Here is a 21,127-nt window from a genome sequence, read left to right on the forward strand (position 1 = left end):
TACGGCTTCCCCGGCCATCATGTCAGGGAGAGGCGTCGGGTACCCCTCGCGGGCTTCCCTTCACCACGCCCTCAGGTCACCGCCTGCCGAGGGCCGGTCCACGACTCAGACGGCCAGGCGTTCCACCAGCAGGAACCCGCCGATGACGATCATCAGCACACCGGAGACGCGGGTGACCGCCCGGGCCGCCGAGGGCCTGGTGCTCAGGACGGTACGGGCCAGCACGCCGACGGTGAGGTAGACGAGGGCGCAGGCGGTCATGTGCAGCGCGCCGAGCAGGCCGGTCTGCGTGGCGACCGGCCAGCCGCCCGAGGGGTCGATGAACTGTGGGAACAACGAGAAGTAGAGGAGCAGCGCCTTCGGGTTGAGTCCGCTGATGCCGGCTCCCTTGAGCATGACCCGCAGACGGGAGGAACCGTCGGAACCGGGCTCTTCCCCGGAGGCCGTCAGGGCGGCCGGTTCCCGCAGCACGCCCCAGCCGAGCCACACCAGATAGCCGGCCCCGGCCACGGTCAGGGTGGTGAGCAGGGTCGCCGAGCTCGCCACGATCACCACCAGGCCCGCGACCGCGAGCAGGGTGTAGCCCACGTAGCCGGCTATCAGCCCGGCGACAGCCGGGACGACCGACCGCCCCCTGAGCCCCGCCGCGATCGCGTACGCCCAGTCCGCGCCGGGGGTGAACACCAACAGCAGATCCACTGCCAGGAATGCCGCCAGCGTCGTCATGTCCATGGTTCGGTCCTTCTCACGTGCCGTAGTGCACGAGGAAGGTTAGGTCGATTCTGCCCGAAAGTGTTCCTTTGTTTCCCCCTTGATCGCGCCACCTGGGGCAGAATCTTCTCCATGGATGCCCTGGACCGGAAAATTCTTACCGAGCTGCAGCTGGACGGCCGTCTCACGGTCACCGAGCTGGCCGCCCGCGTGAAACTGAGCGTCTCGCCCTGCCATCGCCGACTGCGCGACCTCGAACGCGAGGGCGCGATCCGCGGGTACCGGGCGGTCGTGGACCCGGCCGCCGTGGGCCTCACCTTCGAAGCGCTCGTCTTCGTCACCCTGCGCTGGGAGGACGCCGACACGGTCTCCGCGTTCGAGGAGGGCGTGGCCGCCGTCCCGCACGTGCTCCAGGCCCAGCGACTCTTCGGCGACCCCGACTACCTGCTGCGCGTCGCCACCACCGACCTGGCCGCCTTCCAGCAGCTCTACGACCAGCGGCTCGCCCGACTGCCCGGCGTCCAGCGCCTGAACTCCACCCTCGTCATGAAGCACGTCGTCGACGACCGGCCCCTGCCCGAGTGAGCAGGCCCGGCCGCCTCCGGCTCAGCCCTGCAGGCCGCCCGCGAAGGGCATCGTCCGCCACTGCTCGACGGCGGGCTTCAACGCGTCCACGAGCATGGGCAGTTGCGGCGCGAGGGCGAGGCACGCCACGGCCCGGGACATGCCGACGGCGTTGACGACGCGCAGCACGCCGTCGTCCAGCCGTCGCAGACCCCGGCGCTCGGCGGCCGAGTTGTACGCGGCCTCGCAGTCGGGCCCGAGGGCCGCGAGGTCCCACTCGACCGGGCCGAGGGTGGCCAGCTCGAAGTCGGAGTACAGCTCGCCGCCCCTGGCGGAGACGATGTTGGCCGCGGGGGAGTCCCCGTGGACCGGCTGGAACTCGATCCCGGGGAAGGCCTCTTCGAACCCCCGGCGCGAGCTGACGACTGGTTCCAGGACCTCCCACTCGCGCCGCGCGCGGTCGAGGTCGGCCGGGTCGAGGAGGTCCGGGCGCCCTTCGAGCGCGGTGAGCCCCTCGGAGACGAACCGCGGTTCCGCCGTCGACAGGAACGGCAGCTCACCCGGGTAGGCGCGCAGTGCGGCATGCAGGTCGGCGACCAGGCCGGCGTTGTGCACGTAGTCCGGTTCGACGCTCTGGTCCAGCTCGACGAACTGCCAGAAGGTCATGGAGAACCCGTCGCGTCGCACGGGCTTCCGCGGCACCAGCGGACTCGGCGGGATCACCGGGTGCCCCTGCTCCGCCAGCCACCCCACCACGTCGAGCTCCTGCCGTTGCCGCGCCGCCTGGAAGCCGGCGTCGGCGTACGGCGGGAGGACGGTGGGCACCCGTACCACCACGGGTGAGGGAGCCAGGTGCACCACGACGGAGAACACGTCGTACAGCACCGTGGCGTCGGTCACCGTGAGCCCCAGATCACGGCCCGCGGCGACGGCCGCGGCTAATGCCCGGGACGTGCGGGCGGTTATCTGATCAGGCGTCATGAACTCTGACATGCCGACGATGGTGTCACGCCCGACCGTGGGGTGCGACGGAATTGGCGATCACCGGAAGTTCGCCTGCGGTCAAGGAGCGGTGCGCTGCGGGGCAAGCCCCCGCCCAGCGGCCGTCCTAGCGTGTCCGCGTCCCCTCCGCCAGTCATCCTGAAACGAGGAAACAGCGCATGCCGTACATCACCGTGGGTCAGGAGAACTCCACCGCCGTCGACCTCTACTACGAGGACCACGGATCCGGGCAGCCGGTCGTCCTCATCCACGGCTTCCCGCTCGACGGACACTCCTGGGAGCGGCAGACCGCCGTGCTCCTCGACGCCGGCTACCGCGTGATCACGTACGACCGGCGCGGTTTCGGCCAGTCCTCCCAGCCGACGACCGGCTACGACTACGACACCTTCGCGGCCGACCTGAACACCGTGATGGAGACCCTCGACCTGCAAGGCGCCGTGCTCGTCGGGTTCTCGATGGGCACCGGCGAGGTCGCCCGGTACGTCTCCCGCTACGGCTCCGCCCGGGTCGCCAAGGTCGCCTTCCTCGCCTCGCTGGAACCCTGCCTGCTCAAGTCCGGCGACAACCCGGAAGGCGTCGCCCCGAAGGAGTTCTTCGACGGCGTCGTCGCGGCCGTCAAGGCGGACCGCTACGCGTACTACACCGCCTTCTACCAGGACTTCTACAACCTCGACGAGAACCTCGGCAGCCGCATCAGCGAGGAGGCCGTCCGCAACAGCTGGAACGTCGCCGCGGGCGGCGGCTTCCATGCGGCGGCCGCCGCCCCGTCGACCTGGTACACCGACTTCCGGGCCGACATCCCGGCGATCGACGTGCCGGCCCTGATCCTGCACGGCACCGGCGACCGCATCCTGCCCGTGGAGGGCACCGCGCGACCGTTCCACAAGGCTCTGCCCGCCGCTGACTACGTCGAGATCGAGGGCGCCCCGCACGGACTGCTCTGGACCCACGCCGAGGAGGTCAACTCCGCGCTGCTCGCCTTCCTGGCGAAGTGAATTCTTCCTCCGATTCTTCCTGGACCCCGCAGGTCCGGGGTGGTGACATCGACAGGGCCGGCAACTGACCAGAACCGCCGGCCCTGAACGAGGTCCAGGGGGAGAATCCGGTGTCCGTCGTCCTTTCCACCGCGTCACTGCCGGCGGCCGAACGGGGTGAACGCTGGCACCACGCGGTGTCCGGCACCTTCGTACCGCTCGACGTGCAACTCCACGAGGACCGTCCGTCGCCCGGCAGAATCGTCAGCGACCAGCTGGGTTCCTTACGGGTGGCGCACGTCCAGGCGGGCCCGCAGGTGGTGACGCGCAGCAGGCGGCTGGTCCGGGACGGGAAGCAGTTCCTCATCCTGACCCTCCAGCAGCGGGGCAGCGCACTCAAGGAACAGGACGGCAGACAGGCACTGATCGGACCCGGGGACTTCTCCCTCTCCGACTCCTCCCGGCTGTTCAAAAAGGAGGTCCAGAGCCGTTTCTCCTTCACCTCGTTCCACTTCCCCCGTGCCGACCTCCGTGTCCGGGACGACGATCTGCGCGCCCTGACCGCCACCGCGTTCTCCGGCCGGGACGGCGGCGCCGCACTGGTGGCGACCTACTTCGCGCGCCTGGCCCGGGAGGCGGGGAGCTTCGACGCCGTCGTCGGCAGGCAGTTCGCCGCCACCGCGCTCGACCTGCTGGCACTGCTGATCAACGAGCGACGCGGCCGCTTCGCGCCCCACGCCCCGGAGACGGCCGCCGCCACCCTGGTCCGCGTGAAGGACCACATCCTGCGGCACCTCTCCGACCCCGAGCTGTCACCGCCCGGGATCGCCGCCGCGCACTTCATGTCGGTCCGCTACCTCCACAAACTGTTCCAGCTGGAGGGGGCGACGGTGGGGGAGTGGATCCGCACCCAACGGCTGGAGCGCTGCCGCCAGGACCTGCTGCGGTCCGCGGCCCTCGGGCAGGGCGTCGCGACGGTCGCCCGCCGCTGGGGCTTCGTGAGCCCCAGCCACTTCAGCCGTGCCTTCCGCTCGGCCTACGGTGTGACGCCCCGCGAATGGCAGGCGCACGGCCTGTCCGGCGTGGGGCAAAGGCACCGGTGAGACGGAGGGAACGCCTCCGCGAACGGACTCGTTGCACAGGAGTTCGCCACGTCGCCGACCCGAGGAGCATCGTGCCCGACACCACGCCCGACTCGTCCACCGTCCTCCCGGACACCCCGGAACTCCCTGAACTCCCGGACCTGAGCGCGCAGGCCGAGCGGCTGATCGAGCTGGGCGTGCACGAGACGGCCGGGCTGTCCGCGGACGAAATCCGGGGCTTCGCCGCCGAGGCCGACGGCGACGGTGCACTGCTGGCCGTGCATCCGGACCGAGCCCCCGCCTCCGCCCTCGCGCCACTGCTGCGCCGCGACGGCAAACCGGGCTTCGTCGTCGCCGACATGCAGGACGTCGACTCGTTCACGCCCGAAGCCGTCGAACTCCCCGACGCCCCCCTCTACATCGTCACCGGCGTCGACCGGGGCGACCACATGTCCAACTGGAGCCCGGACGAGGCACTGCCCGCCCTCACGAAGGAGGACCGCACCCCGCTGCTGCTCACCGAAGGCATCCACTGGGTCCTCCAGCAGCCGGAGGCGCTGGAGCGCAACCGCTGCTTCATGACCATCGGCTCCCGGCTGCGCAAGCCGAACGGCAACCTGGACGCCCGCACCCCGGCCGTCTGGATCAGCAACGGCACCGGGCGCGACGGCCGCGAGCGCCGCAACGCCCCGAAGGTCGGCTGGTGCTGGTGGAACAACCGGCACACCTGGCTGGGCTTCGCCTCCGGCACGGGCCGCCGGGCGGGCGCCGTCGAATGAACCGCCGTACGGCGCCCCCGCGTCACAGCGTGAACCGGGGCGGTGGCGCCGGCCGGCCCTCGGCCAGAGCGGCGAGGCCGGCGCGGGCGTCCTCCCTGACCTCCGCGGGGACGAGGCCCTCCATCCAGAGCGCCGCGCGGTACTCGGCGGCGGCCTCGGCCCGCTCCCCGAGACGGGTCAGGGCGTGGGCCAGGTGGAGGTGGACCTTGCTCGCCTGCTTCTGCCAGCCGCGTGCGTCGAACTGCCCGCGGATGCCGCGCAGCGCGTCGGCCGCCTCCTGCCAGTCCCGCCGGTCGAGATGGACGAACGACACCGAGTAGACGGCGGACAGAGCGGTGAAGTCCCGTACGTTGGGCGGGATCCGGTCGCGGTGCCGGGGGTCCGCGAGCGTCTCCATGATGCCCCGGTAGGTCTCGACGGCCTCGTGAGGGCGGCCCGTCGCACGCATCAGCCTGATCACCCCGCAGGAGACCTGGAGATACCCGTTGACATCGTCCGCCTCCGTGAACAGCTCCATGGCGCGCCGGTAGTGGCCGGTGGCGGGTGGCAGGTCGTCCACGGCGTCCCGCAGCCAGCCGAGATAGGCGTGTGCCCAGGCCTGCTGGAGGAGGTTCTGGGCCGCCTCGGCCAGACGCAGCGCGCACCGGGCCGCGTCCATCGCCTCGTCGTGCCGGCGGGCGCAGGCCCAGTACGCCCAGGCGAGGTAGTTGCGGTGGGTCGCCTCCAGCCCGGCGTCCCCGAGCGCGGCTCCGGCAGCGGCGGCCCGCTCGTAGACCTCGACCCAGTGGCCCCAGGACACCCAGTGGTCGGAGAACCAGTGCATGGCCTCCGCGACGTCGGCGACCCTGGCGTGCTCGCCGTACGCCGCCGCCTCGCGGAACGCGGCCAGCCAGGCGTCGCCCTCGGTCCTGATCCAGCGCGCCGCCTGCTCCCGGTCGTCGAGGGCGACCAGCCGGCCGGGATCCGCCGGCGGCATGCCGTAGTCCGGCTCGTACCAGCGGCCCGCGAGGACGGCCGTGTCCAGCAGCCAGTGCCGCAGCCGGGACCGCGCGGCGAGCGACCTCTGCGTACCGTCCTCCGCACGGTGGCGGGCTCCCGCGTACAGCCGCAGCAGATCGTGCAGCCGATAGCGGTCCTGACGGGACGTCATCAGCAGTCCCGCCTCCAGCAGTTCCTCCAGGAGGTCCTCGGCGTCGGGCAGGGAGACCCCCGCGAGCACGGCGGCCGGCGCGACACCGAAGTCGCTGCCCGGTACGAGCGACAGCAGCCGGAACATCCGGGCGGCTTCGGGCGCGAGACGCGAGTAGGACAGTGCGAAGGCGGAATTGACCCGCAGGTCGCCCGCGCTCAGCGCGTCCAATCTGCGGTCCTCGTCGGCCAGCCGGTCGGCGAGCCGGCCGATGCTCCAACTTGTGCGGGTGGCAGCCCAGTTCGCGGCCACCCGCAGGGCCAGGGGGAGATGGCCGCACAGTTCGGTCACGACGTTCGCGGCCGCGGGCTCGGCGTCCACCCGTCCCGGGCCCACGACGGCCCGCAACAGCGCGGCGGACTCCTGCCGGGTCAGCGCCCCGAGTTCGACGCGCCGTACCCCCTCGAGACCGGCGAGGGTACGGCGGCTCGTCACCACCACGAGCAGGCGCCCCTCGCGCGGGAGCAGCGGCCTGATCTGGTCCTCGCCGCCGGCGTTGTCCAGCACCAGGACCGCGCGGAGCCGGGCGGAGAGCGCGTGGTAGCGGGCGAGACGCTCCTCGGCGCCGAGTCCGGCCAGCTCGGCGTCCGGCACGCCCCAGGAGCCGAGCAGCCCCGGCAGCACCTGGTCGACGGGGAGCGGATGTTCGTCCAGGCCCCGCATGTCCACCAGGAACCTCCCGTCGGGGCACAAGGACGCCAGCCCCTCGGCCAGCCGAACCGCCAGTGTGGTCTTGCCGCTTCCGGGCGGGCCGCACACGACGGCGGCCGGGGGAGCGGGGGCGCCTCGCCGCTCCTCTCCTTCGGCCGCCTCCCGGGCGAGGGCGCGCAGCTCCGCCAGTTCCCCCTGGCGGCCGACGAAGTCCCGCACGCCCCTCGGCAGCGTGTGGGGCGAGACCCTGACGGACTCCGCGGGCTGCGGCCCGGGCCGGGCGGCGCGGGCCGCGCCCAGCAGCCGTGCGTGCGTGGGCTCGTCCAGTTCCAGGCCCTGGGCGAGCGCGGTGACCGTCCCGCGGTGCGGACGCCGGCTCCGGCCCCGCTCCATGTCCCCGATGGCCCGCCCCGAGACCCCCGACGCCTCGGCCAGCTCCTCGATCGTCAGCCGCCGGTCCTGCCGCAACTCCCGCAGCAACCGCCCGAACGGCCCCGCGAGCCCCCCACCACTGCCCACCGCGCGATCATACGTCGGTCAGCCGGACGCCCTCCTTCTCGTCGCCCTGGGGGAGGTCAGCCCGCCGCGTGTCCGCCGATGACCGCGTGGGCGTAGACGATGCCGAGACCGTAGGCGCCCCCGTGCCGGGTCACCACCTCGGTCACCGCTTCGTAGGTGTCGGAGCGTGCCCAGTCGCGCTGGAGTTCCAGCAGCACCTGCACCCAGGTGACCGGGACCGCCCCGGCCTGGAGCATGCGCTGGACCGCGTGCTCGTGGGCCTGCGGGCTGACACCGCCGGACGCGTCGGTGACGACGTACACCTCGTAGCCCTGGGCCAGCGCGGAGAGCGCGGGCAGGACGACGCAGACCTCGGTCCACAGACCCGCGATGACGAGCTTCTCCCGGCCGGTGGCCTTGACCGCCTCGACGAATTCCATGTCCTCCCAGGCGTTCATCGAGGTCCGGTCGACGATCTTCTGTTCCGGGAACACCTCGGCCAGCTGCGGCAGTAGCGGACCGGAGAACGACTCGGCGGCCACGGTGCTCAGCACCACCGGCACGTCGAAGGCCCGGGCGGCTCTGGCCAGACCCACGGTGGAGTTGATGATGGCGGTGCGGTCGCCGCTGCCCGTGCCGAAGAACATCTGCGGCTGGTGGTCCACGAACAGCACCGCGCAGTTGTCCGGGGTGAGCAGGTCCGGGCTGGGGGCGGCGGTGACCTCGGCGATGTCGACCATGCGGGTGAGCCTCTCCTCGGCTGGGCTGAGACCGGCGTTCGTCCGGTTCGCCCCTCACGCTAGGCAGCCGGCGCGGGCACCGGCGGGCGTCGGTGCCCGCCGTGCGCGGTGGGGACAGCAGCGGTGCGCCGAGGGTCAACGGCACGGCAGGCGCCGTCCGTCGGACAAGCCGGTCGGCCGCCTCCGCTTCCGCGGCGACGGCCGACAGGTTGTCACTGTCCGGGCGGGGTCAGAACTTCGGGCGAGGAGCCTGCGCCTCCACGAGTTCCGTTGCCTCCGCCTCCGTCTCGACCGACGGCGGAGAGCCCGCCAGGGGCTTGTTCGCGGTCTCCCGCATGCACAGCACGGCGATGACGCCGATGACCGCCGCGCCCGTGGCGTAGTAGGCGGGCATGAGGGTCGTGTCGAACGCGCTGATCAGGGCGGTGATCACCAGGGGCGTCGTGCCGCCGAACACCGAGGTGGCCAGGTTGTAGGCCACCGAGAGCGACCCGTACCGCACGTGGGTCGGGAAGATCGCCGGGAGCGCCGCCGACATCGTGCCGAGCATCGTCACCAGCGACAGCCCGAGCATCAACAGGCCCAGGGTGATGAGCACGACGCTGCCCTGCCGGATGAGCAGGAAGGACGGCAGGGACAGGAAGAGGAACCCGAGCATCCCCGTCATCAGCAGCGGCCTGCGCCCGAACCGGTCCGAGAGCCGCCCGACCTGGTTGATGACGCACATCTGGAGCACCATCACGAGGAGCAGGATCAGCAGTCCGTGATTGGTGCCGTATCCCAGCTCGTCGGACAGGTACGTCGGCATGTACGAGAGCAGCATGTAGTCGGTGATGTTGTACGCCGCGACGAGCGCGAGGCACAGCAGCAGCGGCCGCCAGTAGCGGGTGAAGATCCTGCCGAGGTCACCGGTGGCCGAGGTCTCCACCGCCTCGGCCGCCTCGCTCGCCTTGACCTGGCCGCCCTCGAGCTTCTGGAAGGCCGGCGTCTCGTCCAGCTTGAGCCGCAGGTACAGCCCGATGAGGCCGAGCGGGGCCGCGACCAGGAACGGGATGCGCCAGCCCCACTGGAGCATCTGGTCCGCGCTGAGGAGGCTGTTGAGGACGACGACGAGGCCGGAGGCCCCGACGTAGCCGGCGAGCGTGCCCAGCTCCAGGAAGCTGCCGAAGTAACCGCGCCGCTTGTCGGGTGCGTACTCCGCGATGAACGTCGACGCGCCGCCGTACTCCCCGCCGGTCGAGAAGCCCTGCACCAGCCGGAAGAAGATCAGCAGAGCCGGGGCCCACAGACCGATGACGGCGTGCGAGGGGACGAGGCCGATGGCGAAGGTCCCCACCGCCATCATGATCATGGTGAGGGAGAGGATGCGCTTGCGGCCGACCTTGTCGCCGAGCGGTCCGAACACCATCCCACCGAGGGGACGCACCAGGAAGGCCACCGCGAACGTCGCGAACGAGCTGAGCAGTTGGGCGGTGTCGTTCCCCGAGGGGAAGAAGACCTTCCCGATGGTCGACGCCAGATAGCTGTAGATGCCGAAGTCGTACCACTCCATCGCGTTGCCGAGGGCGGCGGCCTTCGTGGCGCGTTTGACCGCCGCCTCGTCGGTCACGGTGATGTCGCTGCGGCGCAGCTTCGGGTGCCGTCGCTTCTCGATCGCCCGGAACAGTTTCCGGTGTCGTCTCACGGCTGCGGGATCCACCGACTCTTCGTTGTCGGGCGCCGCCATCAGTCGTTCCTTTCGCCGGTCATCTCTCCCAAGCACAACGCCTGCACAGATCTCGCGCGCTCAAACGAACCCCTTCGCGCAGCGCCCGGATGATCACGCGGAGTGACGAACGGGCGCTATGGGTGAGAGAGACTGCCGGGTGCCGGCCATGGTGTGTCCCGTGTCCCGCCGGGGAACTTGGTTGGCCGTGGTGCGCACCTGGTGAGAGGAGCCCATGTGGCAGCGTCAGCGGCGGGCGACCGGGACCAGGGCGCGCAGGAAGCCGGTTACGAGCCGGATCCGCGCCGGTGGCATGCCCTGTGGGTCACCCTCGTGGCCGGCTTCATGAGCCTGCTGGACGTCTCCATCGTGGTGGTGGCCCTGCCCTCGGTCCAGCGGGGTCTGCACGCCTCACCCGCTCAGGTGCAGTGGGTGGTCTCCGGATACGCCCTCGCCTTCGCCCTCGCGCTCGTCACCGCCGGCCGCCTCGGGGACGCGCTGGACCGGCGCCGCATCTTCCTGCTGGCCCTCAGCGGCTTCGTGGTCTTCAGCGCGGCCTGCGGGGCGGCCACCGGCATCACGATGCTGGTGGTGGCCCGCCTCGCCCAGGGACTGGCGGCCGGCTTCATGGCCCCGCAGAACTCCGCGCTCATCCAGCAGATGTTCCGGGGCGCGGAGCGCGGTCGCGCCTTCGGCTTCTTCGGAGCCACCGTCGGCATCTCCTCCGCCGTAGGACCCCTCGCCGGCGGCGTCATCCTCGCCCTGGCCTCGGGCGCCGAGGGCTGGCGGTGGGTCTTCTACGTCAACGTCCCCATCGGCATCCTCGCCGTCCTCCTCGGCCGCCGCCTGCTGCCCCGCACCCGGCCGGCGGGGCGGCAGCACGTGGACCTGCCGGGCGTCCTGCTCCTCGGCCTCGGTGTCCTGGCGCTCATGTACCCGCTGGTCCAGGCGGGCGCGGGCGGCATCGGCCGGCTGTGGTGGCTGTTCCCCGCCGGCGCCGCCGTCCTCGCCGTCTTCGCCTGGTGGCAGCGCCGCCTGGTCATCCGGGACAGCCAGCCGCTGCTCGACCCGCGTCTGTTCACGACGGTGCGCGGCTACGCCGTCGGGGCCGGCGTCGGCACGCTCTACTTCGTCGGCTTCAGCGGCGTCTGGCTGGTCTTCGCGCTGTTCTACCAGGACGGCCTGGGCTTCTCCCCGCTCCGGTCCGGCCTGGCCGTGACGCCCTTCGCCCTCGGCTCGGCCTGCGCGGCCGCGGTCGCCGGCCGGCTGGTGGACCGGCTCGGCCGCGTACTCACCGTGGGCGGCCTCCTGGCCGTGATCGTCGGTCTGGGCGGCACCGCGCTGCTGCTGCGCCTCGCACCCCTCGACATCGCGCCCTGGGTCGCCGCCCCCGCGATGTTCCTCGGCGGCGTCGGCAGCGGCTGCGTGATCTCCCCCAACATCACCATGACGCTGCGCGACGTACCGGTACGGATGGCGGGCGCGGCGGGCGGCGCCCTGCAGACCGGGCAGCGGCTCGGCGCCGCGGTGGGCACCGCCGCCCTGCCCGGCCTCTTCTACCTCGTGCTCGGCGGTGGCGGCTACCGCGGCGCCCTCGTCACCGCACTCGGCGCCGGGCTCATCGGCATGGCGGCGTCCCTGGCGCTCGCGACGTCCGACTGGAGGCGGGACAGACGCAGGCGCCAGGGACACGCGACATGCCCGGACGATGTCGCCAACAGCCCCATACACGCCCGCCAGCACTGATCCCCCGTCGCACGCGCGGAGCGGGAAGGGAGATCAGCCTGCCGCCAGAGCCGTCCTCCCCATGACGGCGCCGCTCGCACCCTTGCCCGGGGCCAGACCCAGATAGGCGGTGATCCTCTTACCCTTGGCGTGAGGCGCCACCGCGACCCGGTCGCTGACGGTGTGCACCAGACGCAGCCCATGGCCACCGACGCGGCACCGGTCCTCCTTCCGCACCGTGGGCCGCACCGCCGAGGAGTCCCACACGGTGATGGCCAGCTTTCCTCGGAACAACCGCAGGATCAGCTCACACGGGCCGGGTGCGTGCCGGATGGCATTGGTGACCAGTTCGCTGACGACGAGTTCTGCGTCCACGGCCAGAGATGCCGGAATCATCGCGGGGGCGGTGTGCGGACCGTGGGCGAGGAAGGCGTGCAGGGCGAGGCGGGCGTCGAAGGCGCTTGCCGCGCCGTCGTCCCAGGCCGCGCCGAAGCGCAGCATGGCGTGCTCGTCCGGGCCCTGCCGATCTGCCGCCTGCTTCCCAAGCGGAGTGACCATGCGGAGGCTCTTTCGTTGTGTTCGCCCCTTCCGGGGCAGCTTTCGACGTGCGTTTACCCGGGTGCGTACCACGCATACCCGGGCAGTCACCGGACGCCCGCGAAAACCGCTCGGAGTGGCAGCAGCCACACGGGGCTGGTTTCGGCCTCAGAGGGCACACGGGAATTCATGCCGGAGTGCGTCCCGCGGGACGCGAAGACAGCCGGCCGGGGAGGTCGACAAGCGAGGAGGCGACGACATGGCAGGGCCGGAACGTACGGAGACCGCCGTGCCGCCATCCTCGGCTGTACCCGATGCCGTACCCGATGCCTCGCTGAACGGCAGGCTGGACGCCATCGGAACCGGGGCCTACGTGGTGGACGAGGAGGGACGCATCCTCGCCGTCAACGCCCGCGCCCGGGACGTGCTGGCCCTGACCACCGACGACATGCTCGGCCATGACGCGCACGACCTGCTGCACCGGGACTCCCACGGGCAGCCGCTGCCGAGGACCCGGTGCAGGATGCGGCAGGCCTTCCACGCCGGGCGGACCGCCCAGGCCGCGGAGGACCACTTCGCTCGCGGAGACGGTTCGCTGCTTCCCATCTCCTGGCTGATCACCCCCTACGAGATCGAGGACGACGGCGCCGCCACCCTCGTGCTCTTCCATGTCGCCGACCCCGCGCAGGCGACCGGACCCCGGCCGGAGCCGGCGGCCGGGCCGTTGCCCGAACTCGAGCGGCTCGCCCTGCTGGCCGAGGCCACCGCGCAGCTGACCTCCACGCTCGACGTGGACGAGGCACTGGAACGCCTGGTCAATCTGGTGGTGCCCCGGCTGGCGGACTGGGTGGTCATCGACCTGATCACGGAGCGGGACGAGGTGTGGCGTACCGCCGTCGTCCACGCCGACGACGGCGCACTCGTGCACCGGGACGACCTCCAGGGCCCCATGCCGCCCGTCCCGGAGGAATCGCCGATGCCCCTGTCGAGAGCCCTGCGCGGCGTGGCCTCCACGGTGGCCGGGCCCAGCACCTACCAGCGGACACCTGACTCCGGCATCGCGGTCGAGCAACGCCGGCTGTTCGACATGACGGGGATGCACTCCGCGGCCATCGCGCCCATCCGCAGCACTCGCGCGGTCCTGGGCGCCCTGACCCTGGGCCGCGCCGACGACCCGGTCGCCTTCACCCCCGCCGACCTCCCCCTGGTCGAGGACATCGCCCGCCGGGCCGGCCTCGCCCTGGACAACGCCCGCCTGTACCAGCGTCAGCGCAAGGTCGCCGAGACCATGCAGAACCATCTGCTGCCCCAGATGCCCGGGGTCCCGGACCTGCAGATGACCGTCCGCTACCTGCCAGCGCCCGACGCCTCACAGGTCGGCGGCGACTGGTACGACGCCTTCCCCCTGCCCGACGGGTCCACCGCCCTGGCCGTCGGAGACGTCGTGGGACACGATCTGGAGGCGGCGGCCGGCATGGCGCAGGTGCGCAACATGCTCCGCGCCTACGCATGGTCCCAGCACGAGCCACCCAGCCGGATCGTCACACGGCTGGACGAAGCGCTCCAGCACATCACGGACGTCGCCATGGCCACGATGGTGTTCGCCCGGATCGAACCGGCGGCCGACGGCCAGTGGCAGCTGTCCTGGACCAACGCGGGCCACCCCCCGCCCCTGCTGATCAGCCGCGACGGCCTGGCCAGCTATCTCACCGACGGTCACGGCATCGTCCTCGGCGCCGGAGCCGGCGCCCCGCGCCCGGACGCCGTGACCCTGCTTCCGCCCGGGTCCACCCTCGTGCTGTACACCGACGGCCTCATCGAAGAGCCCGGTCACACCCTCGACGAGGGCCTGAACCGGCTGAGCCGGCACGCGGCCGCCCTCGCTCACCGCCCCCTCGCCTCCTTCACCGACCACCTGCTGCGCCGGGTCCGCCCCGCCGCCAACGACGACGATGTCGCCCTGCTGGCCCTGCGCACCCCCACCGCCAAGGCGGTCACCGCCCGTCGGTGACCGGGGACGGCGCCCCTCAGGGTTCGACATGGATCTTGGGGCCGGGACCCGCGCCGGCCGGTCGCCCGCCGGCGAGGACGGGGCCGACCTCGTCGAGTCCCACGGTGGCCGCGACGAGCGGCCTGGGGTCGACCGAACCGTCGGCGTACGCCCGGATCGTGGCGTCGAGGCCGGGGGAGGCGGACAGCACACCCGTCGCGGTCACGTCCTTCAGGACGAGCGTGCGGGTGTCGATGCCGCTGGACTCGCCGGCCAGCCCGATGTACACGAGACGGCCCCCGGGTTCGACCGACTCCAGGGCCACGCCGGGGAGCCGGGCGGCGTTCGAGGCGTCGACGACCGCGTCGAAGGGCACGTCCGGCACGGTGTCCTCCGTCCACACGTGCGCGAAGCCCAGGGAGCGGGCGAAGGCGAGGGAACTCTCGGTGGTGCCCATCAGGTGCACCTCCGCTCCGGACGCGCGCAGGAACATCGCGACCAGCAGCCCGATCGTCCCCGGGCCCAGGACCAGGGCCCGGTCCCCGGGAGCGGGCGCGGCGGCCCGGGCGGCGCGCAGGGCGTTGCCGCCCGGCTCGACCAGTGCGCCGAGGACCGGGTCGACGGAGTCGGGCAGGGCGTGCAACGAGAAGGCGGGCACGGCGAGTTGCTCCGCCAGCGCACCGGGCCGGTCCCCTCGGACGCCGACCTCCTGGCGCTTCTCGCACACGTGCTGCCGACCGCGCAGGCAGCGGTGACAGCCGCCGCAGCCGAGCATGGTGTCACCCATGACGCGACGGCCGAGCCAGCCGGGGTCCACGCCGTCACCGACCGCCGCGACCCGCCCCGCCCACTCGTGGCCGGGCCGCATCGGATAGGCGGCGTGTCCCTGGTGGAGATAGGCCATGGCGCCGGTGAAGAACTCCACGTCGGTGCCGCACACGCCGACCCGCTCGACGTCGACGACGACTTCGCCGGGTCCGGCCACCGGTGCCGGGACGTCCTGGACCTCGTACGCGCCGGGGGCGGTCAGGATGAACGCGCGCATCACATCGCCTCAGGAGTGGGGCTCGCCGAGCGGGCCGAGCAGTTCGCGGATCTCGTCGAGCGCGGCGACGAGGGAGGACAGGGGTGTGCGATAGGCGAGCGCGCTGACGCTCGCGGCTCCGGACGGCGTGGTCGGGGAGGTGAGGTAGACGGGCACGGCAAGGCAGGTGACCCCGTCCTCGTTCTCCTGGTCGTCGACGGCGTAGTCCCGTTCGCGGGTGGCCGCCAGTTCCCGGAACAGCCCGGCGGTCGTGCACAGCGACCGGGGTGTCCTGCGGGCCGGCGGGCACTCACCGATCCAGCGTTCCAGGTCCTTGGGCGACGTCAGCCGCCGTGCGAGCAGCAGCTTGCCGACGGCGGTGGTGTGGGCGGGATTGCGCCCGCCGATCGTCGAGGTCAGTCGGACGGCACCGGCGGGCGGGTCGACCTTGGCGCGGTACACGACCTCGCGGCCGTCGAGCACCGCGTAGTGCGCCGTCTCACCGAACCGGTGGGCCAGCGCCTCCAGCACCGGACGGACCCGGACGTGGTCGGGGCGTGCCTCGTGGTGGGCGAAGGCCATCCGCAGGAACTCGTCGCCGAGCACATAGCGGCTTCTCTCGTCCTGGTCGGCGAGGCCGGCCCGCCGCAGGGCGCCGAGCGCCCGGTGCACGGTCGGCTTGGGACTGCCGATCACCCGGGCCAGCTCGTCCAGGCCCACCCCGCCCGGATGGCGCGCGAGTTCCCTGAGGACCGCGAGCACCCGGCCCGAGCCGACCAGCCGGCCGGGGGCTGTCGAACCTCCTGAGCTCTCCTTATGCTGCTTCATGGCGTTCCAGAATGTAGACCCCTGTACCGTCTCCCGGAAGGGCTCCATGGAGAGGCTCCGCAGCGCACAGTGGTACGAGGGACAGGACCGCAACGCCTACATACACCGCGCGTGGATGCGACGCGGAGTGCCGGGCGACGCGTTCACCGGCAGGCCGCAGATCGCCATCGCCAACACCGCCTCGGACCTGACCCCGTGCAACGCGCACCTCAACGAGGTCGCGGCCTCGGTCCGCAACGGTGTGTACGAGGCGGGCGGCATCCCGCTGGACCTGCCCGTGGTGTCCCTCGGCGAGACGCAGGTGCGGCCGACGGCCATGCTGTGGCGGAACATGGCCGCCATGGCCACGGAGGAGATGCTGCGGGCCAACCCGATCGACGGTGTGGTGCTGCTCGGCGGCTGCGACAAGACGATCCCGTCACTGCTCATGGCCGCGGCCTCGGTGGACCTCCCCGCGGTCGTGGTCCCCGGCGGCCCGATGCTCAACGGCACGTTCCGCGGCGGCCTGCTGGGCTGCGGCACCGGCGTGTGGAAACTGTCCGAAGAGGTCCGCGCGGGCACGCTCTCCCAAGAACAGTTCACCCGCTCCGAGTCGGCGATGATCCGCAGTCGCGGCCACTGCAACACCATGGGCACCGCCTCGACGATGGCGCTGGTGGCCGAGGCCCTCGGCACGGTCGTCCCCGGGACCGCCGGAACCCCCGCCCCCGACAGCCGCCTGCTGGAGGCCGCGCACCACACCGGCCGGCTGGCGGTGGAGATGGTGGGCGCCGACCGGCGACCGGGGACGTTCCTCACCGAGGGGTCCTTCCGGAACGCGATCGTCGCGCTGGCCGCGATCGGCGGCTCGACCAACGCCGTGATCCATCTTCTGGCCGTCGCGGGCCGGCTGGGCATCGACCTGACGCTGGACGACTTCGACCGCATCGGCTCGCGGGTGCCCGTCCTCGTGGACCTCCAGCCGGCCGGCCGCTTCCTCATGGAGGACTTCCACCGCGCCGGCGGACTGCTCGCCGTCCTGCGCGAGATGCGCGACCTGCTCGACCCCGAGGCGCTGACCGTCACGGGCCGGCCGCTGACCGACTTCCTCGACGACGCGGAGATCTGGGACGGCGAGGTCATCCGCACCCGCGCCGAACCACTGGTCGCCGAGGGCGGCATCGCCGTCCTGCGCGGCAACCTCGCCCCCGACGGCGCGCTGATCAAACCGGCCGCCGCCTCCCCGCACCTGCTGCGGCACCGGGGCCGGGCCGTCGTCTTCGACTCCGTCGAGGACTTCCACGCCCGCATCGACGACCCCGGGCTCGACGTCGACGCCGACTCCGTCCTCGTCCTGCGCGGCTGCGGCCCCAAGGGCTACCCGGGCATGCCCGAGGTGGCGAACATGCCCCTGCCGAGAAAACTCCTCGCCCGGGGCGTCCGCGACATGGTCCGCGTCTGCGACGGCCGCATGAGCGGCACCGCGTACGGCACGGTCGTCCTGCACGTGGCCCCGGAGGCCGCGGCGGGCGGCCCCCTCGCGCTCGTACGGACCGGGGACTTCATCACCCTCGACGTCGACGCCCGCCGCATCGATGTCGACGTACCCGCCGGTGAACTCGCCCGCCGCGCCCCCGGCGAGGCCACCGTGGGCGGCTACGCCACCCCGCGCCGCGGCTGGGAACGCCTCTACGTCGACCACGTCCTGCAGGCCGACACCGGTGCCGACCTCGACTTCCTCGTCGGCTCCAGCGGTTCCGAGGTGACCCGCGAGTCGCACTGACACCGGGTCACCTCGGGTGTTTCACCAGGTCACGGGCAGCTCCGTGACGCCTCCGGTGAGGGTGGTCCGCACCTCCAGTTCGTCCAGTCCCTTGGCGAGCCGCAGACCGGGCAGACGGCGGGCCAGGGTGGCGAAGACGATGCGCAGTTCGACGCGGGCCAGGCTCGCGCCGATGCAGAAGTGCACACCGTGGCCGAAACCGAGGTGCGTGCGTTCGGCGCGGTCGGGATCGAAGGTCTCGGCGTCGCGGTAGACGGAGGCGTCGCGGTTGGCGGAGTTGATCGACAGGACCACGGCGTCACCGCGACGGATGGTGACACCGGCGATGTCGACGTCGGTGTGGGCGTACCGCAGCAGGCCGAGGTCGCCGGGCGCGCCCAGGCGCATGATCTCCTCGACGGTGGCGTTGACCCGGCCGTCGGGGTCGGCGGTCAGTGCCTCCCACTGGTCCAGGCGGGTGAGCAGGAAGAGCGTGCCCAGGCCGATGCGGTTGACCGTGGTCTCGTGTCCGGCGAACAGCAGACCGACACAGAGCTGGATCATGTCGTCGTAGTCGTAGTCCGCGTCGGTGCTCTGTGCCTGCACCAGGTCGGAGATGACGTCCTCGCCCGGCTGGGCGCGCTTGGCCTCGGCCAGAGCGGTCATGTACTCGTTGAACTCGTCCCGCGCCTGGTGGGCCGCGTCGCCGATGGCGTAGTTGGACATCCGCTCGGACAGCGAGGCGAAACGCTCGCGGTCGCTCTCGGGGACCCCGAGCAGCCGGCAGATGACCGCGACCGGCAGCGGGAAGGCCAGCCCGGACTGCAGGTCGACGACCCGGTCCGGGGCGCCGGCGTGCTCGGCGACCAGCTCGTCCACACAGCGGTCGACCAGCTGCTGGACGTGATCGGAGAGCATCCGCATCCGCTTGGCCGAGAACGCCGGCGTCAGCAGCCGGCGCATCCGCGTGTGGTCGGCCTCCTCGGTCTCGTAGTTGCCCGTGGGTCCGTCCAGTACGGCGGCGCTGGTCAGGCGTGACGCCCGTTCCGGCTCGGGGTGGGAGCGGCCGAAACGCCTGTCACCGAGCAGGTCGCGCACCTCCTCGAAACGGGTGACCAGCCAGGCGGGGTCTCCGGCCGGTGTGGTGACCGGGGTGACGGGCGCCTCCCGGCGCAGCACGTCGTAGAAGGGGGCGAGGTCGAGCACGTTCGGCCTCGGGAAGGGCAGCTGCTGACGCTCGGTGGCAACGCTCATGGCGTTCCTCCTGGGATCTCCGCATGCGATCTTCGAGCCGTCCCGACCGTAGCAGTTTGTTGGCAGTAACTGTCATTAAAGTTTCGGACAGTCGGGCGGCCGCTTCGGCATGGTTGGATCGCCTGATGGAGGACTCCGTGGTGGACAGCGGACCCGTGCCCCGCCGGGGGCGGCCGCCGGTGAGTGACGAGCAACGCCGAAGACAGCGCCTCGACATCTCGCGGCACGCGGTCCGGCTCTTCGCCGAGCAGGGTGTGGCCGCCACCTCCGGCGAGCAGATCGCGCGGGCGGCCGGGGTCTCCGAACGTACGCTGTGGCGCTACTTTCCCGGCAAGGAGAGCTGTGTCGAGCCGCTGCTCACGAAGATGATCGACGCCTTCCGTGCGGTGCTGCACGCCTGGCCGGCCGAGCTGGGCCTGATCGAGCATCTGCGCGCGGCCTACCAGCCGGTCCTCGACTCCTCGTCCGCCGAGGACGTCGACGCGGTGCTGGCCGTGGTCCGGATGACCCATGACGAGCCCGCGCTGCGCGCCGCCTACCTCGTGCTCCGGGAGCGCGCGGAGGAGACGTTCGCCGAGGTGCTCGCCGACCGCCTGGGCACCTCGGCCGACACGCTGGACGTCCGGGTGCAGGCCGCCGCCATCAGTGCCGTACTCAAGGTCGCGGCCGACGACTTCGCCCGCGAGACGGCCGGTCGCGGTATCACCCCCGAGGTGCTGGCAGGACACCGCGAACAACTCGCCCACGCCCTCGGCCTGGTGACCGCGGGCCTCGCGGACGGCGAGGCCGGCCCCTGACCCGGACGCCGCTCCGGCCGCACGGCCGCGTTCCGGGGCTGGGAGGCCGTCCCGCTCGCGAGCAGCCGGAGTCGGGCCTCGTGGAGGCTGGTGCCCGGCTCGGAGGTGTAAAGCGTCAGCTCGGGAAGGTTCGTTCCATGCAGAACGTTTCCCATCGAATGCCCCTGAGCACGGCCATTGCCCTGGCCCGGTGACCTACGCCGGTGGCGGGGCGGTCGTGCGGCGCGGTACGAGCGTGGGGGAGAGCATGACCCGCGTCGCGGGCCGGTGCCGGTCGGTGATCCGCTCCAGCAGGAGGCGCACGGCGTTCCGGCCCATCTCGTGCCCCGCCTGGTCGACGCTGGTCAGGGAGATCGGGCCGAACGCGGCGAACGTGGTGTTGTCGTAACCGGCCACGGAGATGTCGTCCGGGACGGCAAGTCCGGCTTCGGCGACCGCTTCCAGTACGCCCATGGCGACGATGTCGGCCCCGGCGAAGACGGCAGTGGGCCGGTGCGGTCGGCTCAGCAGCAGCTTCGCGCCTTCGTGGCCGCCCTGCTGGGTGTAGCTGGTGGAGACGACGTCGATCCGGTCTTCCAGGCCGTGCGCCCGCATGGCCAGCCGGTATCCGTCGGCGCGCCGGGCGTTGGGCATCTCCTCGAGGCGGGCGGGATCGGTCTCGTGGTGCTCGATGTGCGCGATGCGGTGGTGCCCGAGGCCGGCGAGGTGGCCGACGACGAGGGACGCGCCCTCGATGTCGTCGTCGGCCACGGTGTCGTACCGCGTGGACGATCCGTGCCGCCCGATGACGACGGTCGGCACGGCGGAGGCGACCTGTTCGAGGCGGGTGCGTGACGAGACGGGGGCGACCAGGACGATGCCGTCCATGCCGCGGTCGATCATCGCCTCGGTGACCTGGGCCTCCGCCTTCTCGCCGTTGCAGCCCGGACCGAGGAGGACCTGGTAGTCGGTGCCCTGGAGCGAGTCGGTGATGCCGTCGAGGATCTCGGGGAAGAAGGGGTTGCGGATGTCGGGCAGCATCACACCGATGGTGTACGTCTGCCCGCGCATGCCCCTGGCGCCCGCGTGCGGACGGTAACCGAGTTCGTCGATGGCGCGGCGCACTTTGGCGCGCATCTCGGGGCTCGCCCCGTAGGCGTTGCGCAGCACCTTGGACACGGCGGTGGTGGACACCTGGGCGTGGCGCGCGACGTCGACGATGGTGACTCTGCGACGCGGTGCTGGCGGCTCCATCCGGCCCCTTGCCTCTTTCGGGAATCGACGCCGCCGAGTGTATGCCGGGACTCTTGACGCCATGCGGGGCGCTTTCTAAGGTCTGGCCACGCCGTCTTTGGGA

18 protein-coding genes are annotated in these 21,127 nt (G+C 72.0%); 8 read left to right on the forward strand and 10 right to left on the reverse strand.

The annotated features are described in order from the left end of the window. Window positions 1–105: 105 nt before the first annotated feature. Window positions 106–732 (reverse strand): LysE family translocator, encoded by a 627-nt coding sequence (locus ABZ016_RS27800; protein ID WP_356919423.1) that lies wholly within the window; start codon window positions 730–732, stop codon window positions 106–108. Window positions 733–843: 111 nt separating this feature from the next. Here ABZ016_RS27800 and ABZ016_RS27805 point away from each other — a divergent pair, with 111 nt between their 5' ends. Then, window positions 844–1,296 carry an Lrp/AsnC family transcriptional regulator gene (locus ABZ016_RS27805; RefSeq protein WP_356919424.1) on the forward strand — a complete coding sequence of 151 codons (453 nt, stop codon included), beginning with the start codon at window positions 844–846 and terminating at the stop codon, window positions 1,294–1,296. A gap of 21 nt (window positions 1,297–1,317) precedes the next feature. Here ABZ016_RS27805 and ABZ016_RS27810 read toward each other — a convergent pair whose 3' ends face one another. Next, complete coding sequence (locus ABZ016_RS27810; RefSeq protein WP_356919425.1) at window positions 1,318–2,268, reverse strand: phosphotransferase; 951 nt, start codon at window positions 2,266–2,268, stop codon at window positions 1,318–1,320. Window positions 2,269–2,435: 167 nt separating this feature from the next. On the opposite strand from ABZ016_RS27810, the gene ABZ016_RS27815 reads away from it, so the two are divergent. The 3 genes from ABZ016_RS27815 (at window position 2,436) to ABZ016_RS27825 (ending at window position 5,112) form a co-directional block, all read left to right on the forward strand. Beyond that, window positions 2,436–3,272 (forward strand): alpha/beta hydrolase, encoded by an 837-nt coding sequence (locus ABZ016_RS27815; protein WP_356919426.1) that lies wholly within the window; start codon window positions 2,436–2,438, stop codon window positions 3,270–3,272. A 110-nt stretch (window positions 3,273–3,382) separates the two neighbouring features. Beyond that, window positions 3,383–4,354 (forward strand): helix-turn-helix domain-containing protein, encoded by a 972-nt coding sequence (locus ABZ016_RS27820; RefSeq protein WP_356919427.1) that lies wholly within the window; start codon window positions 3,383–3,385, stop codon window positions 4,352–4,354. A gap of 71 nt (window positions 4,355–4,425) precedes the next feature. After that, on the forward strand, window positions 4,426–5,112 hold the full coding sequence (locus ABZ016_RS27825) for a DUF5701 family protein (RefSeq protein WP_356919428.1): 687 nt from the start codon (window positions 4,426–4,428) through the stop codon (window positions 5,110–5,112). A gap of 22 nt (window positions 5,113–5,134) precedes the next feature. On the opposite strand, the gene ABZ016_RS27830 is transcribed toward ABZ016_RS27825, so the two are convergent. From ABZ016_RS27830 to proP, 3 genes are all read right to left on the reverse strand, one after another. Continuing rightward, window positions 5,135–7,471 carry a helix-turn-helix domain-containing protein gene (locus ABZ016_RS27830; protein ID WP_356919429.1) on the reverse strand — a complete coding sequence of 779 codons (2,337 nt, stop codon included), beginning with the start codon at window positions 7,469–7,471 and terminating at the stop codon, window positions 5,135–5,137. A 56-nt stretch (window positions 7,472–7,527) separates the two neighbouring features. Continuing rightward, window positions 7,528–8,190 carry a hydrolase gene (locus ABZ016_RS27835; protein ID WP_356919430.1) on the reverse strand — a complete coding sequence of 221 codons (663 nt, stop codon included), beginning with the start codon at window positions 8,188–8,190 and terminating at the stop codon, window positions 7,528–7,530. 229 nt (window positions 8,191–8,419) lie between these two features. Further along, window positions 8,420–9,916: a glycine betaine/L-proline transporter ProP gene (gene proP / locus ABZ016_RS27840; RefSeq protein ID WP_356919431.1), complete on the reverse strand. Its 1,497-nt coding sequence runs from the start codon at window positions 9,914–9,916 to the stop codon at window positions 8,420–8,422. A 216-nt stretch (window positions 9,917–10,132) separates the two neighbouring features. On the opposite strand from proP, the gene ABZ016_RS27845 reads away from it, so the two are divergent. Then, window positions 10,133–11,641, forward strand: coding sequence for an MFS transporter (locus ABZ016_RS27845; protein ID WP_356919432.1), 1,509 nt, complete (start codon window positions 10,133–10,135; stop codon window positions 11,639–11,641). A 33-nt stretch (window positions 11,642–11,674) separates the two neighbouring features. Here the strand turns inward: ABZ016_RS27845 and ABZ016_RS27850 are convergent, their stop codons facing one another. Next, on the reverse strand, window positions 11,675–12,178 hold the full coding sequence (locus tag ABZ016_RS27850; RefSeq protein WP_356919433.1) for an ATP-binding protein: 504 nt from the start codon (window positions 12,176–12,178) through the stop codon (window positions 11,675–11,677). A 238-nt stretch (window positions 12,179–12,416) separates the two neighbouring features. On the opposite strand from ABZ016_RS27850, the gene ABZ016_RS27855 reads away from it, so the two are divergent. Next, the gene (locus ABZ016_RS27855; RefSeq protein WP_356919434.1) at window positions 12,417–14,168 is read left to right on the forward strand and encodes a SpoIIE family protein phosphatase; all 1,752 of its coding nucleotides are present in this window, start codon (window positions 12,417–12,419) and stop codon (window positions 14,166–14,168) included. A gap of 16 nt (window positions 14,169–14,184) precedes the next feature. On the opposite strand, the gene ABZ016_RS27860 is transcribed toward ABZ016_RS27855, so the two are convergent. Continuing rightward, window positions 14,185–15,192, reverse strand: a complete 1,008-nt coding sequence (locus ABZ016_RS27860) for an alcohol dehydrogenase catalytic domain-containing protein (RefSeq protein WP_356919435.1) — start codon at window positions 15,190–15,192, stop codon at window positions 14,185–14,187. A gap of 9 nt (window positions 15,193–15,201) precedes the next feature. Next, on the reverse strand, window positions 15,202–15,999 hold the full coding sequence (locus tag ABZ016_RS27865; RefSeq protein WP_356919436.1) for an IclR family transcriptional regulator: 798 nt from the start codon (window positions 15,997–15,999) through the stop codon (window positions 15,202–15,204). Between the two features lie 46 nt (window positions 16,000–16,045). Between ABZ016_RS27865 and ABZ016_RS27870 the strand changes: the two genes are divergently transcribed. After that, window positions 16,046–17,761, forward strand: coding sequence for an IlvD/Edd family dehydratase (locus ABZ016_RS27870; RefSeq protein ID WP_356919437.1), 1,716 nt, complete (start codon window positions 16,046–16,048; stop codon window positions 17,759–17,761). A 21-nt stretch (window positions 17,762–17,782) separates the two neighbouring features. Here the strand turns inward: ABZ016_RS27870 and ABZ016_RS27875 are convergent, their stop codons facing one another. After that, complete coding sequence (locus tag ABZ016_RS27875) at window positions 17,783–18,994, reverse strand: cytochrome P450 (protein WP_356919438.1); 1,212 nt, start codon at window positions 18,992–18,994, stop codon at window positions 17,783–17,785. Between the two features lie 125 nt (window positions 18,995–19,119). On the opposite strand from ABZ016_RS27875, the gene ABZ016_RS27880 reads away from it, so the two are divergent. Then, complete coding sequence (locus ABZ016_RS27880) at window positions 19,120–19,791, forward strand: helix-turn-helix domain-containing protein (RefSeq protein WP_356919439.1); 672 nt, start codon at window positions 19,120–19,122, stop codon at window positions 19,789–19,791. 195 nt (window positions 19,792–19,986) lie between these two features. Here ABZ016_RS27880 and ABZ016_RS27885 read toward each other — a convergent pair whose 3' ends face one another. Beyond that, entirely contained in the window at window positions 19,987–21,024 is a 1,038-nt protein-coding gene (locus ABZ016_RS27885; protein ID WP_356919440.1) for a LacI family DNA-binding transcriptional regulator, read from the reverse strand. Window positions 21,025–21,127: the final 103 nt, after the last annotated feature.

Source organism: Streptomyces sp. NPDC006372 (genome assembly GCF_040612515.1).
Classification (GTDB): Bacteria; Actinomycetota; Actinomycetes; order Streptomycetales; family Streptomycetaceae; genus Streptomyces.